This window comes from Celeribacter sp. SCSIO 80788 (genome assembly GCF_051054295.1).
GTDB lineage: Bacteria > Pseudomonadota > Alphaproteobacteria > Rhodobacterales > Rhodobacteraceae > Celeribacter.
The window spans coordinates 3552270-3575338 of sequence record NZ_CP150482.1 but is presented as its reverse complement, the minus strand read 5'-3'; the positions used below and the strand labels follow the sequence as shown (position 1 = coordinate 3575338).

The 23069-nt window shown below is 60.1% G+C and carries 17 protein-coding genes; 10 read left to right on the top strand and 7 right to left on the bottom strand.

All coding sequences use genetic code 11. The features are described 5' to 3' along the window. The first annotated feature begins 104 nt into the window (after positions 1 to 104). The 4 genes from V1471_RS17940 to V1471_RS17925 all read left to right on the top strand — a co-directional run bounded on the left by V1471_RS17940 (position 105) and on the right by V1471_RS17925 (position 4385). On the top strand, positions 105 to 437 hold the full coding sequence (locus V1471_RS17940) for a hypothetical protein (RefSeq protein ID WP_434290557.1): 333 nt from the start codon (positions 105 to 107) through the stop codon (positions 435 to 437). Between the two features lie 240 nt (positions 438 to 677). Then, the gene (locus V1471_RS17935; protein ID WP_434290556.1) at positions 678 to 2012 is read left to right on the top strand and encodes a DUF4365 domain-containing protein; all 1335 of its coding nucleotides are present in this window, start codon (positions 678 to 680) and stop codon (positions 2010 to 2012) included. After that, positions 2009 to 3484 carry an argonaute/piwi family protein gene (locus V1471_RS17930; protein ID WP_434290555.1) on the top strand — a complete coding sequence of 492 codons (1476 nt, stop codon included), beginning with the start codon at positions 2009 to 2011 and terminating at the stop codon, positions 3482 to 3484. Before V1471_RS17935 ends, V1471_RS17930 begins: the two co-directional genes overlap by 4 nt. 175 nt (positions 3485 to 3659) lie before the next feature. Then, the gene (locus tag V1471_RS17925) at positions 3660 to 4385 is read left to right on the top strand and encodes a hypothetical protein (RefSeq protein WP_434290553.1); all 726 of its coding nucleotides are present in this window, start codon (positions 3660 to 3662) and stop codon (positions 4383 to 4385) included. Positions 4386 to 4781: 396 nt separating this feature from the next. Here V1471_RS17925 and V1471_RS17920 read toward each other — a convergent pair whose 3' ends face one another. The 3 genes from V1471_RS17920 to V1471_RS17910 form a co-directional block, all read right to left on the bottom strand. Then, the gene (locus tag V1471_RS17920) at positions 4782 to 5033 is read right to left on the bottom strand and encodes a hypothetical protein (RefSeq protein ID WP_434290552.1); all 252 of its coding nucleotides are present in this window, start codon (positions 5031 to 5033) and stop codon (positions 4782 to 4784) included. Positions 5034 to 5112: 79 nt separating this feature from the next. Beyond that, positions 5113 to 6162: an AAA family ATPase gene (locus tag V1471_RS17915; protein ID WP_434290551.1), complete on the bottom strand. Its 1050-nt coding sequence runs from the start codon at positions 6160 to 6162 to the stop codon at positions 5113 to 5115. Between the two features lie 331 nt (positions 6163 to 6493). Then, complete coding sequence (locus V1471_RS17910; protein ID WP_434290550.1) at positions 6494 to 8761, bottom strand: adenosylcobalamin-dependent ribonucleoside-diphosphate reductase; 2268 nt, start codon at positions 8759 to 8761, stop codon at positions 6494 to 6496. 119 nt (positions 8762 to 8880) lie between these two features. Here V1471_RS17910 and V1471_RS17905 point away from each other — a divergent pair, with 119 nt between their 5' ends. Then, positions 8881 to 9300: a DUF1489 family protein gene (locus tag V1471_RS17905; protein WP_434290549.1), complete on the top strand. Its 420-nt coding sequence runs from the start codon at positions 8881 to 8883 to the stop codon at positions 9298 to 9300. A 48-nt stretch (positions 9301 to 9348) separates the two neighbouring features. Here V1471_RS17905 and hisG read toward each other — a convergent pair whose 3' ends face one another. Genes hisG through hisS form a run of 3 tightly spaced genes read right to left on the bottom strand, consistent with a single transcriptional unit; the run spans position 9349 to position 12628 of the window. Continuing rightward, positions 9349 to 10047 (bottom strand): ATP phosphoribosyltransferase, encoded by a 699-nt coding sequence (gene hisG / locus V1471_RS17900; RefSeq protein ID WP_434290548.1) that lies wholly within the window; start codon positions 10045 to 10047, stop codon positions 9349 to 9351. Beyond that, positions 10047 to 11144, bottom strand: a complete 1098-nt coding sequence (locus V1471_RS17895) for an ATP phosphoribosyltransferase regulatory subunit (RefSeq protein WP_434290547.1) — start codon at positions 11142 to 11144, stop codon at positions 10047 to 10049. Before V1471_RS17895 ends, hisG begins: the two co-directional genes overlap by 1 nt. Continuing rightward, positions 11144 to 12628 (bottom strand): histidine--tRNA ligase, encoded by a 1485-nt coding sequence (gene hisS / locus V1471_RS17890; RefSeq protein ID WP_434290546.1) that lies wholly within the window; start codon positions 12626 to 12628, stop codon positions 11144 to 11146. The genes V1471_RS17895 and hisS overlap by 1 nt, the downstream gene beginning before the upstream one ends. Positions 12629 to 12782: 154 nt before the next feature. On the opposite strand from hisS, the gene V1471_RS17885 reads away from it, so the two are divergent. After that, positions 12783 to 12995, top strand: a complete 213-nt coding sequence (locus V1471_RS17885; RefSeq protein WP_434290545.1) for a SlyX family protein — start codon at positions 12783 to 12785, stop codon at positions 12993 to 12995. A 93-nt stretch (positions 12996 to 13088) separates the two neighbouring features. On the opposite strand, the gene dnaE is transcribed toward V1471_RS17885, so the two are convergent. Further along, positions 13089 to 16607 carry a DNA polymerase III subunit alpha gene (gene dnaE, locus V1471_RS17880; protein ID WP_434290544.1) on the bottom strand — a complete coding sequence of 1173 codons (3519 nt, stop codon included), beginning with the start codon at positions 16605 to 16607 and terminating at the stop codon, positions 13089 to 13091. A gap of 226 nt (positions 16608 to 16833) precedes the next feature. Between dnaE and V1471_RS17875 the strand changes: the two genes are divergently transcribed. The 4 genes from V1471_RS17875 to V1471_RS17860 are packed head-to-tail and all read left to right on the top strand — an operon-like array spanning position 16834 to position 23064. After that, positions 16834 to 18195, top strand: a complete 1362-nt coding sequence (locus V1471_RS17875; protein ID WP_434290976.1) for a xanthine dehydrogenase small subunit — start codon at positions 16834 to 16836, stop codon at positions 18193 to 18195. Next, positions 18195 to 20597: a xanthine dehydrogenase molybdopterin binding subunit gene (gene xdhB / locus V1471_RS17870; protein ID WP_434290543.1), complete on the top strand. Its 2403-nt coding sequence runs from the start codon at positions 18195 to 18197 to the stop codon at positions 20595 to 20597. Before V1471_RS17875 ends, xdhB begins: the two co-directional genes overlap by 1 nt. Next, positions 20594 to 21517 carry a xanthine dehydrogenase accessory protein XdhC gene (gene xdhC / locus V1471_RS17865; protein WP_434290542.1) on the top strand — a complete coding sequence of 308 codons (924 nt, stop codon included), beginning with the start codon at positions 20594 to 20596 and terminating at the stop codon, positions 21515 to 21517. Before xdhB ends, xdhC begins: the two co-directional genes overlap by 4 nt. Further along, positions 21514 to 23064 (top strand): ABC transporter ATP-binding protein, encoded by a 1551-nt coding sequence (locus tag V1471_RS17860; RefSeq protein WP_434290541.1) that lies wholly within the window; start codon positions 21514 to 21516, stop codon positions 23062 to 23064. The genes xdhC and V1471_RS17860 overlap by 4 nt, the downstream gene beginning before the upstream one ends. The last annotated feature ends 5 nt before the right edge of the window (positions 23065 to 23069 follow it).

The window sequence follows — 23069 nt, the reverse complement described above, 5'->3', positions numbered from 1 at the left end:
CATCGCGCCGGGGTGAGTGAGTTGACCTGCCCGCCGACATCGACATCACTACCGTGACGACGATGTCCGACAGGCCCACCGTTCAAGAGAGCCACAGGAGAAGCATGAGCGACCGCCCCACCTTTGATGACATCCGTCGAGAGCGAGAGGACTTCGTCGGTCCTCCTGAGCCAGCCCAGGGCCCAAAGATGGCACGCGCGCTGACTGAAGCTGACAAAGTTAATGCGGACACGCTGGTTACTGTGTCGATCATCCGCAGAGCGCTCCAGGCCGGACTGCCTGTCGATCCAAAGCACCTGCCGGAGAGGATTGTCGAGATCCTTGAGGCGAATTGCACGGGCCCGAACATGCCCGTTGTGGATGGTCGGCGGCACTACCAGTTTGATGATGTCGTCAAGGCGCTGGATGTTCGTACAGGTGAGGCAATCGGTGAATAGCTCGATGAGCTTGGTAAAGCAGAAGGGCGGCTGATGCTTCTAGGGCTATCGAATGGGCATGCCCTACACGAAGGGCGGTTTCGAGAAGTTTGAGTTGCGAGGGATGATTCCAGATCGCACTGTAGGTGATTTCCGCAACCTGACGCATTGCAAGGATGCCCGGTAGATCTTGTATCCCATACCTTATGTTGCGCCAAATAAGGTGATACATCTCGAAAAGACCGTTTTAGGAATCGAGATGTGAACAAGAAGATCACACCCAGCCAAAGAACTGGCGAAATCGGAGAGCAGGCTGCCAAACTTCAATTCTTACGAATTGGGTTCCAATTCGATGGTCGGTCGCGACTGGAGGCAGGGATCGACGGTATAGCTGAGGTGATGGATGATGATCAACCTACGGCAAAGATGATCGCCGTTCAGGTGAAGGCTACCGAGCGTGGCAGATATGTCGGTGAGACGGGCTCCGGGTTTACCTATCGTGTCCGCGCATCGGATTTCGACTACTGGCGCGGTTCCAACTTACCCGTTATCCTAGTTCTCTATAGGCAATCGGATGACACGTTCTTTTGGAAGTCGCTCGAAAACCTCGTTGGCGAGGCCGAACGCACATTGCAGTTCGATAAGGAGCGTGACGTCTTGGACGGACGCGCGAAGGACCACCTCGCGGCCCTGACGGTCACCAAGCAAGGTCACGGTTACTATGTCCCGCCACTAGGGGGAGGGGAAGAAGCGATCATCAACATGGTACCACTGCAGCTTCCTGAGGAAATCTTCGTCGCACAGACACAGCTCTCCACCCAAAAGGCGCTCGCCCGGATGAGTAAGGTCCGGGAAGGTCAACGGTACGATTGGATGATCGATGAAACCTCGCTTTGGACATTCTGCGACCCACTAACCACACCCGTTCGCGACCTGGTCGAACGGGATCAGGTCGAACGGATCGAAACCGACTTTCTGGCACAACATGACGCAGTGGATCAGCAATACAAATTTGCGGGTCTGTTGCGGCATACTTTGGCGCATGACTTTCGGGATTTGCTTGGATGGGACCGAAAGAAAAAACAGTTCTATTTCTTACCAACGCCAGGAGTCGTCGCGCGCAAATTTCGTTATCTTGGGGCGAAGCAGAAGACACAGGCCGACGTTGTCAGCGTCTATCAGAAGTCAAAGGGGGAGGGACCCGTCGATTATGTACGGCACCATTCATTCCATCCCCGGTTCGAGCGATTGGCGGATCAATGGTACCTGATCGTCAATCCTTCCTACTACTTCACTTCGGATGGAGAACACGCACTCAACTATCCGGATGCCTTGTTGTCCGGGAAAAAGCGCCTCGACACAAACAACACAGTTCGAGGCCAGGTGATCATGTGGCATCGATTGCTGTCGGGTATGGAATTTGAAGATGCAGGCAAACTGCTGGCACCCGATACCAAAACAGATCGCATCATCAAGTTTGGTGACCCACCTTCCATCGAACTGCCAAAGAGCGTGCCCGAGGACGTTTGGGGCGCAAAGGCGCAGAAGCCGAAGAAGCCGTCCGGCTCGAATGAACAAGGCAGCTTCGACCTATGAGCGACTTCAAGACAAAAATCTTTCCGGAGCCTGAACTGGAATTTGGTGACAAACACCATCATCCTGATCCGCGATTGGGGTTGCTACAGGCGGGCCCACTACAACCAAACCTGGGCGACACCATCAAAGTCGGCGTTGTTGGCAGCGCTCTGACCGTCGAAAAATCAGGCGAGTTTCTCAATGCGATCGAAGATGGGTTCGAGGGCAAGACCGAAAAGCACCCGAACCTTCACCCGGACTTCCCCGGGTTGCGAAACCAGAACCCATATCGGTGCCGGTTTGAAATGGTAGCGGACGAAGACGGGGTACTGACGAAAGGTCAGATCGAGAAGATTGCCAAGGAACCGAGCGATGCGCGTGCTGTGGAGATGGCCGTCGAAGCAGTTATGGCGCAACTGGAAAAGTTGGAGGCGCATCATGAACGGCCGGACGTGGTCATGGTTTCGCTCCCTGTCAAGCTGATCGAACGAGTCTGGAGGAACGAACGGGCGGGCACTAACGAAGTCATAGGGGATAACGCGACCGAGGCGAAAGCTGGCAAGGAAACCTCTCCGAACTTCCGCGGCTTACTAAAGGCCAGAGCGATGGATCTCAGGTTTCCAATTCAGATTGTCTGGGAGGATGTGATCAACCCCGACGCTAAGATCCCCCGCAAGATTAAGGAGAACTCTGACCGCCAAACCCAAGATCGTGCTGACCTCGCATGGAACCTTATGACGACGCTATACTACAAGGGAAGCGGCAAGGTGCCCTGGCGCAGATTGCCGGAAGAAGGTGAGTTCACCGCCTGCTACATTGGCATCAGCTTTTTCAAGGATGCCAAAACCGACGAGATATGGACCAGCGCTGCGCAAATGTTCGATGAGCGGGGCAGAGGATTCATTCTTAGAGGTGGCCCTGCGCAGTCAGAATCGCGGGGTCGTCATCCATTCCTCACCATTGATGAGGCTCACAAGCTCACCGAGAGTGCCCTGGCCGCCTACAAGTCGGTCCATAGAACAATGCCAGCACGCGTCATTGTCATGAAGACGTCGCGCTTTCGCGAAGACGAGGCCGAGGGTGTTGGCAGGGCGCTCGACGAGGCAGGTGTGGAACTGCGCGATCTCATTTGGGTTCACGAAAGTTATTCGGTCAAGGTGCTGCGCGACGGCGACTTCCCCGTCCTCCGCGGCACCTTCGTTGAGTTGGACGGCAATGGGCTGCTCTATACCAACGGCAGCATTCCCTACTACGGCACCTATCCAGGCCTTTATGTCCCAAACCCTCTGTTAATTTGTCCCCATCCACAAAGCGAGAGCACTATCGAACAGATAGCAAAAGAGGTGTTCAGTCTCACAAAGGTAAACTGGAACTCCACACAAATGAATCAAAGGCTACCCATCCCCATACGAGCAGCACGAAAAGTCGGCGATGTGCTGAAATATTTACCTGAGGGACAAAAGGTGAGTAGCGACTACCGCAAGTACATTTAGAATTTATTCTCACTCAAAGAATCTCCGCTTTTGAATGAGGCACCCTTGGATGCAGGTCGTTGGCGCTCCGGCCTGTATCCAAACTGGAGCGGCCATGCGTATATAAAGATACTTTCTTTACGGCGATAATTCATGTCTAAGCAGAAGACTGCGCAAATATTTCAAAGGCTTCACATTGGGTATCGAGGTTTCAGCTACACGATATGTCACCATCAATGACACCCACCAGCATGGAGTGAATACCCTTGTGGCCAGCAATCCCACCCGGGGGCGAAAGGGCGGCATCAGCACTTTGCATGTGTTCAAGCGAAACTATTTGGGAGGACGGGATTGGGACGACGGCAACCCGTTGATTCATGCCCTAAAAGACACGGGGTCGTATAGAATTTTGCCATTCTGGCGCACTCAGTTTGACGCACGGGCAAGGAATATTCTGACCAAGTGCTTGGAGGAGCTTCAGCGGCATGATTACTTACTGCCCACGCCTTCATCTTCTCCATTCTGCGGGCGGTTCACTACGATGGTTTCGGACATATCAGGTGTACCGATACTGGATTCAGCTTTCCTCGTGAAGAAGACAGTTGGTGAAGTCTTGGAAGACATTCGGGCAACCCCACCTAAATTGAAGCGGAGTCAACAAGACGCCTTCGATGACGAACTGGATCAACTGGGACGCATCGAACCGGATCAGACGTACCAAACAAAGCTAGTGGCCAATAATGTGCGGACTTTGTTTCACTTCTTTAAGGTTAAAGGAGACACGCCCCCGGTTTCTGGCCAACGCATTCTAGTAGTTGATGACCTTCTGGCCACAGGATCCTCCTTGTTTTCGATTCGGGAAATCTTGCAAAATCGGCATGGTGCCTCGGTCTCTTACCTCTCATACTTGAGCGACCTCTAGCATTGCAACGTACTGCACCGTCATTGACAAACGCTCAGCGATCACCTACCTTCGTGTTCAGGCTTCGGCTTTCGACCATGTGTCAACCTGATGGTCGTTAAATATGGAGAGAAGGTAACTTCTCAGGTCTACGCGGGCACCGTGATCCGAGGTCTGACTCGTAAGGAGCAAGTATCGGATAGCTACGAAGTAGGTAGCGAAATTCTTAAAGGGAAGCTTCGGCTTCCCTTTTTGCTTCTTCACCGGTTTGAACGCTTCAAATACAGTTCATCAGAACAAAAGTCCCCAGATACCTGCCTTGAACACGGGACCACCGAAGGGCGGCCATATCGTTTCAACTGCCAAGAATGAGGCCCTGTCACACACTGAGTGGCGGCAGGCTCCAGTGCTCAACCGTCAATCCTCACTGCCATCTTCGGCCCCCCGTTTCCGCTCAAAGGACATCCATACAAACTCGCCGGTCTTCTTGTTTCTATAGATCGCCACCCGGTCGCGCCTGAGTTTTCGAAACGGCATGTTCTCCTCCTGCAGTTCCCGCGGTGAAATCTCCCCACGTTCCAGCCGCTCCTCGTCTCGTTGCCGAGCTCGCGCTTTCTGCCGTTGCCGCTCCTCGAAGCTGAAGTAACGCGGCTTGTCGTCGTCTGTCATTTCTCTGTCCCTTCACCATCATGAAGACCGTCTGTGAGGCATGTTGACGTCCAATACCGTCCCGGCGCAGCCGCCCGTGTCAATGAAGCACCGGGCGATGTATCGCTTGGTCCACAGCATCCAACATGCGCACCACGGACCGCAGGCTGACGAGCTGTGGCTTGTCAATCGCTGCGATCACCTCGTGTACCGCAGCGATTGCATCGTCTGGCAGGCTGCGGCGGCCACCCTCTCTCGTCGCGAACCCTTTCAGATCCTCTGCGGACAGGGCCGGCAGATGCAGGGGAGGACAGCGGCTCAGAAACGGGGCGGGCAGACCACTTAGGGAGTTTGCGGTCATCACCCAGGTGATCCAAGACATGTCGAACGACACCCGGAAAAATGGACATGACCACCGGGCCGCAGTGAAACGTTCCAGAAGGGGGAGCATGCCCTCGCTTAGCGAAAATCTCATTCCCCTATTCGAGTCCACGATACCGGCTTTCTCGATCTCGTCGACCACCACGACCGGGTTCGCGATGCCACTGGCCATGATGCCTTCCAGCGGTTTCCCTGGACCTGCGGATCCCCAGCCTCTCTGGCTGCCTGTCACGGAGAACGCAGCGGGTTCACCCGTTGCCTCAATGACCGTCGTTGGCACGATCAACTTGTCACCGAGCAACCGCGCCCAGAAGCTTTTACCGATCCCCGGCGGCCCGACCAAAAGCAACGGCCTCAGCCGGGGAGCGGGGTCACCGTTGCGCACCGACGCGCGCATGTCCTGCCACACGTGCTCGGTCGCTTCCGCCATCCAGGGCATTTCGGTGTGGAGGGCGGAAGCAATCTCATCCGCACGGTGTTCTGTTTCAACCGATTTCAGTTCGGCGCCCTTTCGGAAAACTTCCAGCTTCTTCCGATCATCTTTGTCCAGGTGACCCATGCCGGACTTCCGGGCGACGGCATTCAAATAGGCTTCGGTCCGACGCCTGACCTTCAGCCGGTCCAAATCTTCCAGAAAATAGTCTTCCCGCACAGTACCAGTCTTCTGGCGCAACTGATGAAGGTGCCGCTTCAGACGACTCTCGATATCGAGAGAGGATGGCAAGTTGCTGGGTGGGAAGTTCACATCGATAAACTGGATCCGTGTCATTGGATGTCCTCTATGAGCCGGCGCGCCATTCGATTGGCGACCAACATTTGGCAGCGCGCGGCTGCCAGGGGTTTCAGTAAGAGGATCCGGATCCTTGAGAACGTTATGAGAACATGGCGCTTCCCAGGTCAACGGCACCAGAGCACTCCGCTGGCCCACACCAAAGTCAGTCGGTGCAAACCGACACGGCGACCCTAAGTTCTTGAAATAAAAAGAAACCACCGACAAACCGGGTTGTCGGTGGTCATTTGATCTGTGTCGGAATGGTCAAAAAACGCTAATAATGGCCGTTTTATGCCGGGTCTCACACTGGTTGCCGAAGCCGTTTAACTCAGCCGCATTTCGAATGGCCGCAGGAGGCGCAGGTCATGCAGCCTTCGACCATGCGCATGTCGTAAGCACCGCAGGACGGACAGGCCTTGCCGCGCGGTTTTTCTCCGATCGCGACCACCTCAGATTTCGGGTCGGCCTTGAGCCCCATCCCCTCGCCCTCGATAAAGCCGATGGTGACGAGATGCGTCTCGATCACGCCGCCGATGGCCGCCAGAATCGAGGGGATATATTTGCCCTTCATCCACGCCCCGCCACGCGGATCGAACACCGCTTTCAGCTCTTCGACCACAAAGGACACATCGCCCCCGCGCCGGAACACCGCCGAAATCATCCGGGTCAGCGCCACGGTCCAGGCGAAATGCTCCATGTTCTTCGAGTTGATGAAAATCTCGAACGGGCGACGATGCCCGCCGACCACGATATCGTTGATCGTGATGTAGAGCGCATGTTCGCTGTCCGGCCATTTGACCTTGTAGGTATTGCCTTCGAGCTGTTGCGGGCGGTCGAGCGGCTCTGAAAGATATACGGCCTCCGCACCGATCTCCTGTTCCGGGGCTTTCTCCGTGGTTTCGGACACGGACAAAACCGACCCCGTCACATCGTTCGGGCGGTAGGTCGTACAGCCCTTACAGCCGGTCTCATAGGCCTCCATATAAACTTCCTTGAAGTCCTCGAAGGCAATGTCTTCCGGGCAGTTGATCGTCTTGGAGATTGAGCTGTCGACCCATTTCTGCGCCGCCGCCTGCATCCGGACGTGATCCAGTGGCGCGAGCGTCTGGGCGTTCACGAAATACTCGGGCAGCTCGACATCCGCGCCGAACTTGTCGCGGTAGAGTTTGACGGCGTAATCGACGACCTCCTCTTCGGTGCGCGAGCCGTCTTTTTGCAGCACCTTGCGGGTGTAAGCATAGGCGAACACCGGCTCGATCCCGGAGGACACGTTGCCCGCATAGAGGCTGATCGTGCCGGTCGGGGCGATGGAGGTCAAAAGCGCGTTGCGGATGCCGTCTTTGGCGATGGCGTCTTTGACGTCCTGATCCATGATCTTGAGCGAACCGGAGGCCAGATATTTGTCCTTGTCGAAAAGCGGGAAGGCGCCCTTCTCCTTCGCCAATCCGGCGGAGGCCAGATAGGACGCGCGCGCGATCATCTTGAGCCATGTCTCACAGGTCGCGGCGGCCTCTTCCGAGCCATAGCGCTGACCGATCATCAAGAGCGCGTCGGCAAGCCCCGTAACGCCAAGCCCGATGCGGCGTTTCGCCTGTGCCTCTTGCGCTTGCGCCTCAAGCGGGAAACGGGACGCGTCCACGACGTTGTCCATCATCCGCACGGCGGTCGCGACGAGATCGGACAAAGCCTCTTCGTCCATCTCCGCGCCCGGCCCGAACGGGTCTGTCACCAGACGGGCAAGGTTGATCGAGCCCAAGAGACACGCGCCATAGGGCGGCAGCGGTTGCTCGCCACAGGGGTTGGTCGCGGCAATCGTCTCCACATAGGAGAGGTTGTTCATCTTGTTGATGCGGTCGATGAAGATCACGCCCGGCTCGGCATAATCATAGGTCGCGCGCATGATCTTGTTCCAGAGATCGCGGGCCTCGACCGTGTGATAAACCTTGCCGCCGAAACTCAGCTCCCACGGACCGTCGGCCTTCACCGCGTCCATGAAATCGTCGGTCACAAGCACCGAGAGGTTGAACATCCGCAACCGCGCCGAATCCTGTTTCGCCTCGATGAACTGATGAATATCCGGGTGATCGCAACGCATCGTCGCCATCATCGCACCGCGACGCGAGCCCGCCGACATGATCGTGCGGCACATCGCGTCCCAGACATCCATAAACGACAGCGGGCCGGAGGCATCCGCCGCCAATCCCCTGATCTCCGCCCCCTTGGGCCGGATGGTGGAAAAATCATAGCCGATGCCGCCGCCCTGCTGCATCGTCAGCGCGGCCTCTTTCAGCATGTCGAAAATCCCCGCCATGCTGTCCGGGATCGTTCCCATGACGAAACAGTTGAACAACGTCACCGCACGCCCCGTGCCCGCCCCCGCCAGAATGCGCCCAGCCGGCAGGAATTTGAAATCCTCCAGCGCGTGGTAGAATTTCTCCTCCCACGCCGCGCTGTCCTTTTCCACCGACGCCAGAGCGCGCGCCACCCGCCGCCAACTGTCCTCCACAGACAGGTCCAGCACAGTCCCGTCGGCTTCTTTCAGCCGATATTTCATGTCCCAGATCTGTTCGGCGATGGGGGCGGCAAAGCGGGTCATGGCGGTGTTTTCCGTTCGTGAATGCAAGAGCGCGCAGAGCAAGTCGCCTTCCTCCTGCGGATCAACTTGAAGAATCGCGGGCCGGGCCTATGCTCTTATACCACACATAGAGCAATCTGATGTCTGATCACATAAATCTCGTAAAACTCTGCGTTGGCGTCGATTCATTCGATGAACTGAACGCCTATATCGAAGCCGCCCCCAAGGGTCTGCGCGGCCACACCACCCGCATGTGGCCCAAGCAGGAGGACAAGCTCCTGAAGGGCGGATCGCTCTATTGGGTGATCAAGGGAACCATTCAGGCACGCCAGAAAATCGTGGGACTGGAAGAAGTTATCGGCGAAGACGGTGTGCGCCGCTGCCGCATCCAACTGGCCGCGCCGCTGATCCGCACGCAAAACGCGCTGCGCCGTCCGTTTCAGGGCTGGCGCTATCTCAAGCCCGAAGACGCCCCCGCCGATCTGCCGCAGGGCCGCGAAAACGAACCCGATCTGCCGCCGGAACTGGCACAGGCGCTGGCCGAGATCGGCGTGATCTGAGTATTTAGGGCAACAAAGGAAACAGGGGAGCCCCCCCTGTTCCGTGGCTCAGTCCCCCAGCCCCATCATCTCGGTCAGCTCGGTCAACGTCGCCCGCGTCTCCTCCGTCCAATGCGCCATGCGCGATTTGAACAGCGTCGCCTGAGACCGGTGGATCGGCTCGCAGCTCAGCACCTTGAGGTGGTTGGCCCGAAGCGTATCCCCCGTCGAGGTGATGTCGGCGATCGCCTCGGCGGTGAGGTTCTTCACCGTGCCTTCGGTCGCGCCCTGGCTGTCGACGAGCTGATAATCCGCCACACCGTTCAGCTTGAGGAACTCGCGCACGAGGTGGTGGTATTTCGTCGCAATGCGCAACCGAAACCCGTGCCGCGCGCGGAAGGCCGACGCGGCAGCGTCGAGATCGTCCAGCGTGTCGACATCGGTCCAACATTTCGGCACGGCAATGATCAGATCGGCATGGCCAAAGCCCATGACGGCAAGTTCGGCGACCTTGCTGTCCCACGAGGCCAGTTTGTCGCGCACGAGATCGGAGCCGGTGACGCCGAGATGGATGCGCCCGGCGGCAAGTTCGCGCGGGATCTCGGAGGCGGAGAGCAGGACAAGCTCGACGCCCTCGATGCCCTCGACCGCGCCGGAATATTCCCGCTCAGCCCCCGCCCGCGACAACATCACGCCGCGTTCGGAAAACCATTCGAAGGTCTTTTCCATCAACCGGCCCTTGGAGGGCACGCCAAGTTTGACGACCATCACGCGCCTCCTTTCAGGCTCAGAAGCACGTTGGGGCGGATCACCCCGCCCACGGCCGGAATGGAGCGCCCCTGCCCCAGAACGGCGGTCAGCGCGTCATAGCGCCCGCCGGTTGCGACCGGCGGCAAATCGGGACGGCCCTCGGCGTAAAAGCCAAAGACGAACCCGTCGTAATATTCCATCGAGGTGCGCCCGTAAGAGGCTTCGAAATCGAGGTTCTCAACATCGACGCCCCGCGCGGCCAACGCGTCGATACGACGCCCCAGAAGGCTGACGGCCTCGGAAATCGCGGGCAGGTCCACGGCAATATCGCGCAATTGCGACAGCACATGCGGCAGGGTCTCCTTGAGCGACAGGATGTCGTCCAGAAGCTCGATCTCGGACGCGGAAATCGGCGGTTCGCTCGCGTCTTCTTCGAGCGCCCTGATCCGGCTGTCGATCTCCGTCTGGGTGCGCAGCCCGATGAACGGGGCTTCCGCCTCGTTGAGATTGGCGCGGACACGGTCGAGGTTTTGTTGGCGCAGCGCCGTACCCGCCTCGGAAAACCGCGTCATCAGCGCGCGGAAGCGGCGCGGCCGCCAGATATGGCGCAGCAACGCCGCGCGGCGGCGTTCGGTGGTCTTCAACCCCGCCACGGCGGCCTTGAGAATCCCGATGTCGCCGGTGGCGGCATGCAGCCCCGCATCCGCCAGCACCTCGGCAAAGCGCGCAAACACCTCCGCATCCGCCGCCGCCGGATCGACGCCGTCGAACACCTCATAGCCGACCTGAAAATATTCATTGGCCCGGCTCGGCATGTCTTCCTGTTTGCGGAACACCTCGCCCGCGTATGTATAGCGCGCAGGTTCGGCACCATCGGTCATGTGCTGTTGCACCACCGGCACGGTAAAATCCGGGCGCAGCATCATCTCGCCACGCTCCGGGTCATGGGTCACATAGGCGCGGGCGCGAATGTCCTCGCCGTAGAGGTCCAAAAGCACCTCCGCGGGCAGGAGAATGTCCATCTCCACAGGCTGCGCACCGCTGTCCTCGAAGAAGGCTTTGAGACGCGCGGCCTCGGCCTTGACCGCCGCTTTCGGAATGTCAAAACGGGGCATCAGCTATAGCTCTCGATGATCTCGCGCACTTTCGCGACCATCTGATCGCGCGGCACTTCATATTGGTTCGGGCGGTCTTTCCACTCTTCGAGAGAGGCATTTTCCGCGATCTTGGCCCCAAGGATCAGATCCTTGATCTGCACCACGCCGCGCTCCGCCTCATCGCCGCCTTGGATGATCGCCACCGGGCTTTCGCGTTTGTCGGCGTATTTGAGTTGGTTGCCGAAGTTCTTCGGATTGCCGAGGTACACTTCGGCGCGGATGCCCGCCTGACGCAGCTCCGTCACCATCTCCATATAGGCGCTCATCCGGTCGCGATCCATCACGGTCACCACGACCGGGCCCAGGGCCTTGGACCCGATCCGGCCCGTCGCCCGCAGCGCGGCCAGAAGACGGTCGACGCCGATGGACATGCCGGTCGCCGGCACGGATTGGCCGGTGAAGCGTTTGACCAGATCGTCATAACGCCCGCCGCCCGCAACCGAGCCAAACTCGCGCACGCGGCCTTTTTCATCCATGACCTCAAAGGTCAACTCGGCCTCATAGACCGGCCCGGTGTAATAGCCGAGGCCCCGCACCACGGCAGGATCGATGACGATGCGGTCGGGGCCGTAGCCCTGACCTTCGAGCAGCTCGGCAATCTCGCGCAGCTCTGCGACGCCCTCTTGGCCGGTCACAGCCGCGCCGACCAGTTCGCCCAGACGATCCAGCGTCGTGGCATTGCTGTCCTGACGCCCGTTCACAAACCCGAGGATCAGATCGACCTGCGCCGTGGCAAGCCCCGCGCCCTTGGTGAAATCGCCGCTCTCATCCTTACGCCCCTCGGTCAACAGCGCCATGACGCCTTCGTCCCCGAACTTGTCATGCTTGTCGATGGTGCGCAGAACGATGCCGCGCACATGCGCGCACTCGTCCGTGTCCGGCAGGCCTGCGGCCTCCAGCACCCCGTCCAAAACTTTACGGTTGTTCACCCGGATGATGTAATCGCCACGCGGAATGCCAACGGCCTCAAGCGTGTCCGACAGCATCGCGCAAATCTCCGCGTCCGCCGCCACAGAGGGTGCACCCACGGTGTCGGCGTCGCATTGGTAGAACTGGCGGAAACGCCCCGGCCCCGGTTTTTCGTTGCGCCAGACCGGCCCCATCGCAAAGCGGCGATAGGGCGAGGGCAGGTCATTGCGATACTGCGCCGCAACCCGCGCCAAAGGTGCCGTCATGTCATAGCGCAACGCCACCCAATCCGAGTCGTCCTCCTGCCACGCAAACACACCTTCGTTCGGGCGATCCACGTCGGGAAGGAATTTGCCCAGCGCCTCGACGGTCTCGACCGCAGAGGTTTCCAGCGCCTCGAACCCGTAAAGATGATACACTTCGGCGATCTGATCGAGCATATGCTTGCGCTCGCTCACTTCGGTGCCGAAGTAATCACGAAAGCCCTTCGGCGTGACGGCCTTGGGGCGCGGGGTTTTCTTGGGCTTGGCCATGGCTGGTCCTTTTGCACGACTGTCGCGGGCGGCATAGCGGAAGCCCGCCCGCTGAGCAAGGCGGCAGCACTGGCAAAACCCGCGAAATCCCATGAAAAGCTGATGACAAGCCCCGTATTCAGGGGCATAAACCCGCTCATAAAAGGAGACCGGCATGTCAGACGAAAATCGCATCATCGCGCTTGAGGAACAGGTCGCCTACCTCACCAAAACCGTCGAGGAGCTCTCCGACGTCGTCGCGCAACAGGAGCGTGTGCTCGAACTGGTGGAAAGACGACTCGGCATGCTGATGGAGGCGGAAGCGCTCCGCCAATCCGAAACCGATGGCTCCGTGCCCTTGGCCGATCAACGCCCGCCGCATTGGTGAAGTTACAATTTGCCCCGCAAATTGTGACAAGACGGGCATTCGAGGCAGCGTTCGCACCGCAAACGCGTTCGAATGCGACCTCCCGCGTGCCCCTCACATATCCTCGACCATCACCACCCCGTCAAAAGACTTGATCGCCCCCTTGATCTCCGGCGTGATCACGAAGGGTTGCGGAATGTCAATCTCGACCTCGTTCTGGCTGTCCTGTGGCATGAGGCAAAAACTGATCGCCCCCTTGGCGGGCTGCTTCGCCTCCCGCGTCACCCGGTTCAAAAGCTCGCCGACCATGACGATGGCCCGAGTGTCCTCGCAATAGATCTTGAGCCCCGCGCCCCCCGCATCCGCCACCACGGTTTCCATCGGCGCAACGGAGCGGATCATCGGGTCGAACTGCCCGTCGTTGAAGCGGCCTTCGAGCGACATCACCAGCTTGTCGTGTTTCTCGAAAATGTCATGGGAAGGTTCGTATTCGCCCTTTTTCGGGAACATGGCGATGCCCGCGAGCTGGCCGGTCGGGTCGGAAATATTCATCCGGAAATAGCGCGTGCCCTTGCCGGATTTCATCGGGCGGAACCCGGACACCAGCACCCCGACCTTCATGATCACGCCACCCTCGGCCTCGGCGCGGGCCTGCACCTCGGCGAGCGTGCCGATTTTTTTGCGCTTGAGCGCGGCGCTGTAATCGTCGAGCGGGTGGCCGGAGAGATAAAACCCGATGGCTTTCTGCTCTTCCATCAGCCGCTCGGAAGCGACCCAATCGCCCACGGGCGACAGGCGCGGTTCCGGCAGGTCCTCGCCCGCATCGCCGAAAAGCGACACCTGGTTCGAGGCCTTCTGCTCATGGATCGCGGCGGAATATTGCACCAGCGCATCGAGGCTGTCGAAGACCCGGCGGCGGTTGCTGTCGAGAAGATCAAACGCCCCCGCGCGCGCCAGCATCTCCAAAGGCCGTTTGCCGACCTTCTTGAGATCCACCCGTCGGGCGAAATCGAACAGCGTCACGAAAGGCTTGCCGGTTTCTTCTCGGGCTTTGACGATGAGTTGCATCGCCTCGACACCGACGTTCTTGAGCGCGCCCAGCGCATAGACCAGCTTTTGATCCACCACATCGAACGTCGCCAGAGAGCGGTTCACACAGGGCGGGATGATTTCGATGTTCAGCCCCCGCCGCACCTCTTCGCAGAAGATCGACAGCTTGTCGGTCAGGTGAATATCGCAGTTCATGACGCCCGCCATGAACTCCACCGGGTGGTTCGCCTTGAGCCAACCGGTCTGATAAGACACCACGCCGTAAGCCGCCGCGTGGGATTTGTTGAACCCGTAGTTGGCGAATTTCTCCAGAAGGTCGAACACCTCGGAGGCCTTCTTTTTGTCGACGCCGTTCTTGGCCGCCCCCGCCTCGAATTTCGGGCGTTCGGCGTCCATCGCCTCCTTGATCTTTTTCCCCATCGCACGGCGCAAAAGGTCAGCGCCGCCAAGCGAATAGCCCGCCATGACCTGCGCGATCTGCATCACCTGTTCCTGATAGACGATGATGCCCTGCGTCTCGGCCAGAATATGGTCGATCGTCGGGTGAACCGACTGCAACTCCTTGCGCCCGTGCTTCACGTCGCAATAGGTCGGGATGTTTTCCATCGGCCCCGGACGATAAAGCGCCACAAGCGCCACGATGTCCTCGATACAGGTCGGCTTCATCTGCCGAAGCGCCTGCATCATGCCCGAGCTTTCCACCTGGAACACCGCGACCGTCTTGGCGTCCGAATAAAGCTTATAGGTCTTCTCGTCATCCAGCGGGATGAGGTTGATCTCGTTCACGCCCCCCTCAGGCGGCTCGTACAATTGCGTCCCGTCGGCGGCGACATGCAGAGGCCGCCCCGATTTGAAAATCAGGTCCATCGCCGACTGAATGACCGTCAGCGTCTTGAGGCCGAGAAAGTCGAATTTCACCAACCCGGCCTGTTCCACCCATTTCATGTTGAACTGGGTCGCGGGCATGTCGGAGCGCGGGTCCTGATAAAGCGGCACAAGATTGTCCAGCGGACGATCCCCGATCACAACCCCCGCCGCGTGGGTGGAGGCATTGCGCAAAAGCCCCTCGACCTGCTGGCCATAGGTCAAAAGCCGGTCGACAACCTCTTCGTTGCGGGCCTCTTCGCGCAGTTTCGGCTCGTCTTCCAGCGCCTGTTTGATCGACACGGGCTTGACGCCCTCGACCGGGATCAGTTTCGACAGACGATCCACCTGCCCGTAAGGCATCTGCAACACCCGCCCGATGTCGCGCACCGCCGCTTTCGAAAGCAAAGCACCGAAGGTGATGATCTGCCCCACCTTGTCGCGCCCGTATTTCTCCTGCACGTAGCGGATGGTTTCCTCCCGCCGGTCCATGCAAAAGTCGATGTCGAAGTCGGGCATCGACACACGTTCCGGGTTCAAAAACCGTTCGAACAGAAGCGAATAGCGCAGCGGGTCCAAATCCGTGATCGTCAACACATAGGCGACCAGCGAGCCAGCCCCCGACCCCCGCCCCGGCCCGACCGGAATACCGTTGTCCTTCGACCACTTGATAAAGTCGGCCACGATCAGGAAGTAACCGGGGAAGCCCATCTGTTCGATGATCCCCAGCTCGAATTTGAGCCGCTCCTCGTACTCTTCGCGCGGAGCCGCCGCATCGATCACCGCCAGACGCTTGTCCAGACCTTCCCACGCCTGTTTGCGCAGTTCTTCCACCTCGTCATCGGCGAATTTCGGCAGGATCGGATCGCGTTTATAAGCCTTGAAGGCGCAGCGCTTCGCGATCTCCACCGTGTTCTCGATCGCCTCCGGCAGATCGGCGAACAGCGCCGTCATCTCCGCAGGCGTCTTGAAATAATGCTGTGGAGTCAAACGTCTGCGCGGTTCGACCTGATCCACATAGGCCCCTTCGGCGATACAGATCAGCGCATCATGCGCCTCGTACATCTCTTCCTTCGGGAAATACACGTCGTTGGTCGCGACCAGCGGCAGACCCAGATCGTAGGCCCATTCCACGAAAGGCCGCTCAGTCAGCCGTTCGGCCTCCGTATGGCTGCCGTCCTCGCCCGGATGGCGCTGCAACTCGACGTAAAGCCGGTTCGGATAGATCGCTTTGAAGCGTTCCAAAAGTGCGCGCGCCTGCGGTTCGTGATTGTCGCGGATCATCCGCCCCACCGGCCCGTCCGAGCCGCCCGTGAGACAGATCAGCCCCGCCGAATAGCGCTCCAGCTCCGCCATCGTCACCTGCGGAATGCCGTCGTGTTTGTCGACATAGAGGCAGGAGTTGAGCTTCATCAGGTGCTCGTAACCCGTCTCGCTCTGCGCCAGAAGAACCACCGGCGCGGGCGCTTTCTGCCGCTCTCCCGGCTCCGGCTCGTGATAGCCGACGCTGACCTGACAGCCGAGAATCGGCTGAACGCCCGCGCCCTTGGCATATTCGGAAAACTCGAGCGCACAGAACAGGTTGTTGGTGTCCGTCACCGCCACGGCGGGCATGCCCATATCCGTCACCATGCCGCTCAGTTTCTTGAGCCGCATCGCCCCTTCGAGGAGCGAATATTCGGTGTGAACCCGGAGATGGATGAAGGATGCTGTGCTCATGTGCCCGCGAAGCTACCGCAAGCGCGCCGCGCTTTCCAAGGGCAAAACGCCGTTTTTCCACAGCTTCGTGGTCCAGCTCATTTTTTGATCAAAAGTACAAAGCCTGAGCAGATTTCGCTTGGAATCCCTTGCAAAAGCCGTTCTATCCCGGTTTTCTTGCAGAAATCGCACGCGCTTTCCGCCGCATCGGGCGCGTGTCTTGAACAAGAAAGCGGCTGGTCTGACGATGGAGATCACTTTTCGGCTGAACGGCGAGCTTATCACCGCAAGCGACGCGCCGACCCGTACCTTGCTCGATTACCTGCGCGAAACGCGCGGGCTGACGGGCACAAAAGAAGGCTGCAACGAGGGCGATTGCGGTGCCTGCACCGTGATGGTGGAAGACGAGAGCGGCAAGAAACCTCTGAACGCCTGCATTCTCTTCCTGCCGCAGCTGCACGGCAAATCGGTCATCACGGTCGAAGGCCTGTCCAAAGGCGATACGCTCCACCCGGCACAGACCGCGATGATCGAAGAACATGGCAGCCAATGCGGCTTTTGCACCCCCGGCATCGTCATGTCTCTGGCCACCGCGCATGCCCGTGGCGAGACCAATCATGAGGATGTTCTTGCGGGCAATCTCTGCCGCTGCACCGGCTATGCGCCGATCCTGCGCGCCGCGAAGAAACTCGAATCCGCGCCGATCCCCGAAGAGCTGGAGCACATCCCCTTCCCGGCCCCGGCCATCGTCGAACGGCCGGAAAGCTCCGACGAGCTGGCGGGCCTCTATGCGCTCCGCCCCGACGCCGTGCTGATCGCGGGCGCGACCGATGTCGGGCTTTGGGTCACCAAACAAATGCGCGATCTCGACGTGGTGATCTTCCTCAACGGCGTCGAAGATCTCAAAGGCGTCACCGAGACCGAGGAGGCATTCGAAATCGGTGCGATGACCCCCATCGCCGATCTCATCGCCCTGTTCAAACCGCATTCCGCCTCGCTCTCCGAAATGTATCGCCGCTTCGCCTCCACCCAGGTGCGCGCCGCCGCCACCCTTGGCGGCAATATCGCCAACGGCTCCCCGATTGGCGACAGCCCGCCGCCTCTGATCGCCGCAGGCGCGTCCCTGACGCTGCGCAAGGGCGAAGATCGCCGGACCATCGCGCTTGAGGATTTCTTCATCGCCTATGGCAAACAGGATCGCGGCGCGTCCGAATTCGTCGAAAGCATCACCGTCCCGAAATCCGGCCTCAAGGACCTCAAGGTTTACAAGCTCTCGAAACGCTTCGATCAGGACATTTCCGCCGTCTGCGGTGCGTTCAACATCACCGTCTCGGACGGCAAAATCGCCGCCGCGCGCATCGCCTTTGGCGGCATGGCCGGAACGCCTGCGCGCGCCAAAACTGTCGAGGCCGCGTTGATCGGCCAGCCTTGGAGCATGGACACCATCGAGGCCGCGCTGCCCGGTTTCGCCACGGATTACACCCCCATGAGCGACATGCGCGCCTCCGCCGCCTATCGTCTCACGAGCGCGCAAAACATGCTCAAACGCTATTTCGCCGAAAGCCAAGGCCTGACGACCTCGGTCCTTTCCGTGAAGGAGGGCGCATAATGTCTGTTGGCTCCCCTCTTCCCCATGACGCCGCCAAGCTCCATGTGACCGGTCAGGCGCGCTATATCGACGACATCCCGCTCCCCGCCGGTGCGCTGCATCTGGCCTTCGGCATGTCCTCCGTCGCCCATGGCGAAATCACGTCGATGGACCTCTCTGCGGTCCGCGCCGCCCCCGGTGTGGTCCGCGTCTACACCGCCGAGGATTTCCACGGCCATGTGCCGGATTGCTCGCCCTCTCTCGGTGACGAGCCTTTGCTCACCTCCGGCGAGGTCCAATTCATCGGCCAGCCGATCTTCCTCGTCGTCGCCACCTCGCATCTCGCGGCCCGCAAGGCCGCCAAGCTCGGTAAGATCACCTACAACGAACTCCCCGCGCTTCTCGATTATGACGCCGCCATGGAGGCCGACAGCCGGTTCGAAGACGGCCCCCGCATCTACGGCTGCGGTGACGCGGCAAAGGCCATCGCCGAGGCCCCGCACAAGATCGAAGGCACGCTCGAGATGGGCGGTCAGGAACATTTCTATCTCGAAGGTCAGGCCGCCGCCGTGATCCCGCAGGAAGGCGGCGACATGCTGGTCCATTCCTCGACCCAGCACCCGTCGGAAATCCAACACAAGGTCGCCCACGCGCTCCATGTGCCGATGCACGCCGTCCGCGTCGAAACCCGCCGCATGGGGGGCGGGTTCGGCGGCAAGGAATCCCAAGGCAACTGGCTCGCCATCGCCTGCGCCATCGCCGCGCGCGACACCGGCAAGCCCTGCAAAATGCGCTATGACCGCGACGACGATATGATCCTCACCGGCAAGCGTCACGATTTCCGCATTTCCTACACCTGCGGCTTCGACGACGAGGGCCGCATTCTCGGCATCGACTTCCTGCAAATCACCCGTGGCGGCTGGTCGATGGACCTGACGCTGCCCGTGGCCGACCGCGCCATGCTCCACGCCGACAACGCCTATTTCCTGCCCAACGCCCGGATCGAAAGCCACCGGCTCAAGATGAACACCCAATCCAACACCGCCTATCGCGGCTTTGGCGGGCCGCAGGGCGTTTTGGGCATCGAACGCGTGGTCGATCACATCGCGCACACGCTGGGCAAAGACCCCGTAGAGATCCGCAAGATCAACTATTACGACGAGATGGTCACTCCCACCGCTGGGGATGGTCTGCCCGAGGATCATGTCCTCTCTCTCGACGGCGAACCCACCTCTCTGGGCAGCATCGAACATCTCGACCCGCACCCGCAAACCGCGGGCGGTCAGGTGACGCCGCGCGGCAAGCTCACGCCCTATGGTCAGGAGGTCGAGGATTTCATCCTCCATGCCATGACCGAGAAATTGCTGCAAACGTCCGACTATGCCGCGCGCAAAAAGACCATCGAAAAATGGAACAATGAGAACCCGATTATCAAAAAGGGACTGGGTGTCTCCCCAGTCAAGTTCGGTATCTCCTTCACCCTCACCCACCTCAATCAGGCGGGCGCGCTCGTTCATATTTACAATGACGGCTCGATCCATCTGAACCACGGTGGCACCGAAATGGGCCAAGGCCTGTTCCAGAAGGTCGCCCAAGTGGCAGCACAGGAATTCGGCGTCTCGATGGACAAGGTGAAGATCACCGCCACCGACACCGCCAAAGTCCCCAACACCTCCGCCACCGCCGCCTCCTCGGGTTCCGATCTCAACGGCATGGCGGTCAAAAACGCCTGCGACCGCATCCGCACCCGTCTCGAAGTCTTCATCCTCGAACGCTTCGGCGAAAGCGATGTCACATGGGCCAAGGGCAAGGTGCATTTCGGCGTCCACGAAATGGCCTTCGAAGACCTGATCAGCCTCGCCTATATGAACCGCGTTTCGCTCTCTTCGACAGGCTTCTACAAGACGCCGAAAATCGAATGGGACCGGATTGCGGGCAAAGGTCGCCCGTTCTTTTACTTCTCCCATGGCATCGCCATAACAGAGGTCGCGCTCGACACGCTCACCGGCGAAAACCGCATTCTGCGCGCCGACATCCTGCATGACGCAGGCGCTTCGCTGAACCCGGCGCTCGACAAGGGCCAGATCGAAGGCGGCTATGTCCAAGGCGCGGGCTGGCTCACCACCGAGGAACTGGTTTGGGACGCCAAGGGCATGCTCAAAACCCACGCGCCTTCGACCTATAAAATCCCCGCCTGTTCGGACGCGCCCGACGTGTTCAATGTGGACCTGTGGGATGGGCGCAACCGCGAAGAGACGATCTATCGCTCCAAAGCCGTGGGTGAGCCGCCCTTCATGCTGGGGATTTCCGCTTTCCTTGCGCTGTCGGACGCCTGCGCCGCTTGCGGTCCGAACTACCCGGCCTTGAACGCCCCCGCCACGCCAGAGGAATGCCTCGCCGCCATCGAAAGGACAAAAGCGTGAGCTTCGATCGCGACGCGTTGGTCTCAGCCCTCGCCCGACATGGCCGCGTCGCCCGTGTTGTCGTGGCCGAGGTGCAGGGATCGACCCCGCGCGAAGTGGGGGCCGCCATGCTGGTCTGGCAAACCCCGAATGGTGTCGGCCAGTCCGGCACCATCGGCGGTGGCACGCTGGAATATGAAGCGGCAAAACGCGCCTTCAACGCGCCGCGTCTGCAACGCCTGCCGCTGGGCCCCGCCATGGGTCAATGCTGCGGTGGCGCGGTAACGCTTTTGACCGAGGTCTTTGAAAGCGTGACCGCGATCCCCGAAGATGTCTTCGCCCGCGGCCCCGGCGACATGCCCTTTTCGATGAAAAAGGCCCTCGCCACCGCCCGCGCCCAAGGCGTGCTCCTCCCGCAGCTCCATGGCGACTGGATGGTCGAACCGATCACCCGCGCCACGCGGCCCTTGTGGGTCTGGGGCGCGGGCCATGTCGGGCGCGCCATCGTCGCGACGCTCGCCCCGCTGCCCGATCTCGCGATCACATGGGTCGACACGGCGGCCAATCGTTTCCCCGACACGCTTCCCGAGGGCGTCACGCAACTGATCGCCGAACACCCCGAGGCCCTCATGGCCTATGCGCCCCCCGAGGCCGAGCACCTGATCCTGACCTATTCCCATGCGCTCGATCTGGAGCTGTGCCACCGCGCCCTCACGCATGGCTTCGCCTTCGCCGGTCTGATCGGATCGCGCACGAAATGGGCGCGGTTTCGCAGCCGGTTGCGCGATCTGGGCCACACAGATGCTCAAATCGACCGCATTTGCTGTCCGATTGGGCAACCTGACCTTGGGAAACATCCGCAAGCCATTGCGGTCGGGGTCGCCGCCCAAGTAATCTCGGGGAGAAAGATCACAGAATCTTACGGGGAACGGACAGGGTGACGGAGCTTTTGAAAGTCGTGGGGCTGACCCGCGAATATCCCGGCGTGCGCGCCAATGACGATGTCAGTTTTTCCATCGGCACCGGAGAGGTGCATGCGCTTCTGGGTGAAAACGGCGCCGGGAAATCGACCCTCGTCAAGATGATCTACGGACTGGAAAAACCCGATGCGGGCTTTATGAAGCTGCGCGGAGGCTCCTATGCGCCGCCCAATCCGCAGGCCGCCCGCGCCGCCGGCGTCGCCATGGTGTTTCAGCATTTCTCTCTGTTCGAGGCGCTGAACGTCGCCGAAAACGTCGCGCTCGGCATGGAAAACCCGCCGAAGATGAGCGATCTGGCCGCCTCCATCCGCGAGGTCTCCGAAAACTACGGCCTGCCTCTGGACCCCGACCGCATCGTCGGCGACCTCTCGGCGGGCGAACGTCAGCGCGTCGAGATCATCCGCTGTCTGTTGCAGGACCCGAAGCTCCTGATCATGGACGAGCCGACTTCGGTGCTGACGCCGCAGGAGGTCGAGATCCTGTTCAAGACCCTGCGCAAGCTGCAATCCGAAGGCACCTCGATCCTCTACATCTCGCACAAGCTCGAAGAGATCCGCGCGCTCTGCGACGGGGCGACCATTCTCCGGCTGGGCAAGGTGGTCGGCATTTGCGATCCGAAAGCCACCACCGCCCGCGAAATGGCGGAGATGATGGTCGGCCAGACGCTGCATGTGCCGACGCGCGAAGGCGGTGAGGCGGGCGAGGTTCTGCTCGATGTGCAGGGGCTGAATTTCGTGCCCTCGAACCCGTTCGGCACACGGCTCAAGGACGTGTCCCTTAGGCTCCGCGCGGGCGAGGTTCTCGGCATCGGCGGGGTTGCGGGCAACGGGCAGGACGAATTGCTCTCGGTGCTGTCGGGCGAGGCGAAAACCGGCAAAGGGTCCGTGATTTTCGACAAACAGGACGTCAGCCACATGGGCCCCAACGCCCGGCGCAAAATCGGTCTTCTGGCCGCCCCGGAGGAACGTCTCGGCCACGCCGCCGCCCCCAATATGAGCCTGACGGAGAACACCGCGCTCACGGCAACGATCCGCAAAAAGCTCACGAAAAACAACTTCCTGAACTGGAAAAAGACCGAAAGTTTCGCGAAAGAGATCATCGCGACATTCGACGTCCGCACCCCCGGCCCCGGTTCGGCGGCGCGTTCGCTTTCGGGCGGCAATCTCCAGAAATTCGTCATCGGCCGCGAAGTGTTGCAGGACCCGAAGGTTCTCGTGGTGAACCAGCCGACCTGGGGCGTCGATGCCTCCGCCGCCGCGGCGATCCGTCAGGCGCTCCTTGATCTCGCCGCGAAGGGCGCGGGTCTCATCGTGATTTCGCAGGACCTCGACGAGCTGATGGAAATTTCCGACCATTTCGCCGCCCTCAACGAGGGTGCGCTGACCGCGCCGCGTCCCGCCAAGGGCCTGACCGTCGACGAGATCGGCCTGATGATGGGCGGCGCACATGACATGCACGCGGCGGAGACGACGCAAGACGCGACGCAAGACACGGAGGTGGCCGGATGAGCGCC